The sequence below is a fragment of the Streptomyces sp. genome, from assembly GCF_035563135.1.
Lineage (GTDB): Bacteria > Actinomycetota > Actinomycetes > Streptomycetales > Streptomycetaceae > Streptomyces.
This window is the reverse complement of record NZ_DATMVN010000695.1, coordinates 1-2,989: the sequence shown is the minus strand read 5'-3', so window position 1 is coordinate 2,989 and position 2,989 is coordinate 1. Positions and strand designations below refer to the sequence as shown.

The following is a 2,989-nucleotide window of genomic DNA, read 5'->3' as shown; positions in this document are numbered from 1 at the left end:
GAGACACCCGAGACAGCGCTGATCAGAGCCGCGCAGAACGGCGACCCCGAGGCGCAGGACCGGCTCGTCGCGTCCTGCCTGCCCCTGGTCTACAACATCGTCGGCCGGGCCCTGAACGGCCACGCCGATGTCGACGACGTGGTCCAGGACAGCATGCTGCGTATGCTCCGCGGCCTCCCTTCGCTGCGTACCCCGAAAAGCTTCCGCTCCTGGCTCGTGGCCATCACCATGAATGAGATTCGCGGGCACCGGCGCGAGCGCAGGACCGGGGAGATATCCGCGGACCGGATGGAGGACGCGTACGAAGTCGTCGATCCCGCCGCCGACTTCGTGGAAGTGACGATCGTCCGGCTCGGCCTGACGGGCCAGCGCCGAGAGGCCGCCGAGGCTACGCGGTGGCTGGACCACGAGGACCGCGAACTGGTGTCGCTCTGGTGGCTGGAGACTGCGGGTGAGCTGTCCCGGGCAGAGGTGGCGAACGCCCTCGATCTGTCCCCCCAGCACACCGCGGTGCGCGTCCAGCGGATGAAGGAGCGGCTGGAGGCTTCCCGGGTGGTGGTACGCGCCCTGTCGGCGGATCCGCGCTGCGTCCTGCTCGAAGACCTGACGGTCCGGTGGGACGGCGTGCCGTCCGCACTGTGGCGCAAGCGCCTGATGCGTCACGCGCGTGAGTGCACGGTGTGTGCGGGGCACCGGTCGGGTCTCGTTCCGGCGGAGGGCCTGCTGGCGGGCCTGGCTCTCGTCCCCGTGGCGGCGTCAGCAGGTGGTCCGGTGGCGGAGCTCCTGCCGACGGCCTTCCTGACCGCGGCAGCCGCCGTGTCCGGACCTGGGCGTGCCGAGCGCCGGAGGGACGGCGTCAGGCGTCGCCGCCGCACCACGGTCGTCGCCGGCCTGACGGCGGTCGCGGTGCTGGGAGGCTGCGGGACCGTCGTGCACCTCTGCACGGGCGGCGCGGGTGAAGAGCCTGCGGCCACCGTCGCTCCGCCCACCGGCCCGTCCGCACCGGTGAGCGCACCGCCGTCCCCGTCGGCGCTCCCCTCCTCACTCTCGCCCTCGCCCTCCTCCTCCGCATCGCCCTCGTCGCCCCGGACGGCGTCCCCGTCCACGTCCAGGCCCCGGAGCACCTCTGCCGAGAAGCTGCCCAGGGCACACACGCCCTCCACAGAACCGGCTGCCGTACCGAAGGCCTCGTCGGCCCCGTCGGTGACCGAAGAGGTCATCGCCCTGGTCAACGCCGAGCGGGCCGAGGCAGGTTGCGGGCCGGTGAGCGGCGACAGCCTGCTGGCGAAAGCCGCATCGGGTCATTCCGCGGACATGGTGCGGCGGGACTACTTCTCCCACACCTCGCCGGAGGGCACGGACCCCGGTGCGCGCATCACCGCCACCGGGTACCGGTGGAGCACGTACGGCGAGAACATCGCGAAGGGCCAGCGGACCGCCGCGGCGGTGATGGACTCCTGGATGAACAGTGACGGCCATCGGGCGAACATCCTCAACTGCGCTTTCAAGGAGATCGGCGTCGGCAGGAAGGACTCGTCCGGCGGCCCCGTGTGGACCCAGAACTTCGCCGCCGCGCTCTGATCCCCCGCCGTCCGGACGGACGGGCTCTGCGGACCGCTGCCGGCTCCGGCACGGACAGAGGCCGGTCCACGGGCACCGGACGATGCCTTGTTGCGGGTGGCGGCGGGCTTCGGCCGTCCTGGCGGGGTTCAGCGCGGTGAGCGTCCGCTTCCAGGATGCGGCGCGTGATCGCTGAATTGCAGTGTGCGGTGCTGGACTGCCCCGATCCGGTGCGACTGGCCGGGTTCTACGCCGCCGCGCTCGGAGGGGAGACCGACCGGCCTGACAAACGGTGGGCTCAGGGCGAGGGCCGGGCGGCGGTGCGCACTCCGGCCGGATGGGTGCTCTGCTTCCAGCGGGTCGAGCAGTACCTGTCTCCACGGTGGCCGGACCCTGCTCGCCCGCAACAGTTCCGTCTGGATCTCGGTGTCCCGGATCTGGACCGTGCCCAGGAGCAGGTGCTCGCACTCGGGGCGACCGTGCTGGACAGGGGAGCCGATCCGCGGCCGGCGTGTGTCCGCGGATCCGGTGGGGCATCCGTTCTGTCTGGTACTCCACCGACACCGGGTGCCTGGGTACACCCCCAGGCACCCGGGCCCCGGGTCAACGGCTGATCATGGTCAGGGCGGCACAGGTGCCGCCCACCGTGCCGACGGTCAGGACGGAGACCGCCACGCAGCGGACCCTCAGCCGGTCGTAACGGGCGCTGTACTCGCCCCGGAGTTCCACGGCACGGCCGGCGATCCTTGTGAACGTCTCCCGGCAGACTTCCACTCTGTCCGCCACATAGACGCGCTCGACGTCCTCACGCTGGGCGGTGGTGAGCCAGGGCAGCGCTTCGGTGAAGCGGCGGGCATCCCGGCGGGCCTTCTCGACCTCCGTGGTCAGGAGCAGGTATCCCTCCACCTGGGCCAGGCCCCGGGCGGTCTCCTTGTCCGGCTCCACGCGGTCCTCCTCTCATCGAGCCGTCACCTCGGGGCCTATGCCTGTTTGTCCCCGGGAGCCACTGTGACGGATTCGCCGGGACGGTTCGTCGCATCCTCCAGGGCGCGGATCGAGGGATAGTGCAGGTCGAACGCCGGGGATTCGGAACGGATCCGCGGCAGGCTGAGGAAGTTGTGCCGCGGAGGCGGGCAAGACGTCGCCCATTCGAGCGAGCGGCCGTAGCCCCAGGGGTCGTCGACCTCGATCTTCTTGCCGTACTTGGCGGTCTTCCACACGTTGTAGAGGAAGGGCAGCATCGACAGACCCAGCAGGAACGAAGAAATGGTCGAGATCGTGTTCAGGCCGGTGAAGCCGTCGGCGGCGAGGTAGTCCGCGTACCGGCGGGGCATGCCCTCGGCGCCCAGCCAGTGCTGCACCAGGAAGGTGCCGTGGAAGCCGACGAACAGCGTCCAGAACGTCATCTTCCCGAGCCGCTCGTCCAGCA

Annotated in this window: 3 protein-coding genes and 1 pseudogene; 2 read left to right on the top strand and 2 right to left on the bottom strand. The window is 70.8% G+C overall.

Annotated elements, in window-relative coordinates; genetic code table 11:
- Together VN520_RS30955 and VN520_RS30950 are read left to right on the top strand one after the other, a co-directional pair.
- Window positions 1-1,581: sigma-70 family RNA polymerase sigma factor (locus tag VN520_RS30955; protein ID WP_325750252.1), on the top strand; the 1,581-nt coding region annotated here is incomplete at its 5' end.
- A gap of 164 nt (window positions 1,582-1,745) precedes the next feature.
- Window positions 1,746-2,118: pseudogene (locus VN520_RS30950) on the top strand (VOC family protein); the annotation flags it as partial.
- A 45-nt stretch (window positions 2,119-2,163) separates the two neighbouring features.
- On the opposite strand, the gene VN520_RS30945 reads toward VN520_RS30950, so the two are convergent.
- Window positions 2,164-2,505 (bottom strand): hypothetical protein, encoded by a 342-nt coding sequence (locus tag VN520_RS30945; RefSeq protein WP_325750251.1) that lies wholly within the window; start codon window positions 2,503-2,505, stop codon window positions 2,164-2,166.
- Window positions 2,506-2,540: 35 nt separating this feature from the next.
- Window positions 2,541-2,989, bottom strand: a 449-nt coding sequence (locus VN520_RS30940) for a cbb3-type cytochrome c oxidase subunit I (protein ID WP_325750250.1), incomplete at its 5' end; no start/stop codon positions are given.